The sequence below is a fragment of the Hungatella sp. SL.1.14 genome, from assembly GCF_024460495.1.
Taxonomy (GTDB): Bacteria; Bacillota; Clostridia; order Lachnospirales; family Lachnospiraceae; genus Hungatella; species Hungatella hathewayi.
The window spans coordinates 1-299 of the sequence record NZ_JANFYJ010000366.1; the positions used below are offsets into that span (position 1 = coordinate 1).

Consider the following 299-nt stretch of genomic DNA (forward strand, 5'->3'; position numbering starts at 1 on the left):
TTCTGATTTCTCCGCATATTCTGCATTCCGCCCATGAGATGCCGGGAAAGAGTATGGTATCGGACAGCCTTGTGTTCCATCTTGATTTTCTGGGCTATCAGGTTCCGGATGCCTGTACAATAAAGTTTTTAAATCCGGTTCAGTCCGGAAAACTGCGCTTTCTTCCTGTTGTAAAGCCGGGGCGGCCGGATATGAGGAGATGAAGGAGTGCTTTGTCAGTCTGCTGGAGTGTTTTAACGGGAAGCAGTATGGATATGAGCTGTATACGAAGGAGCTGCTTATGCGCCTGTTCCGCCTGC

General features: G+C 49.2%; 1 pseudogene. It reads left to right on the top strand.

Going from position 1 to position 299, the window contains the following annotated elements:
• A pseudogene (locus tag NE473_RS31385) lies at positions 1–203 on the top strand (AraC family transcriptional regulator); the annotation flags it as partial.
• Positions 204–299: the final 96 nt, after the last annotated feature.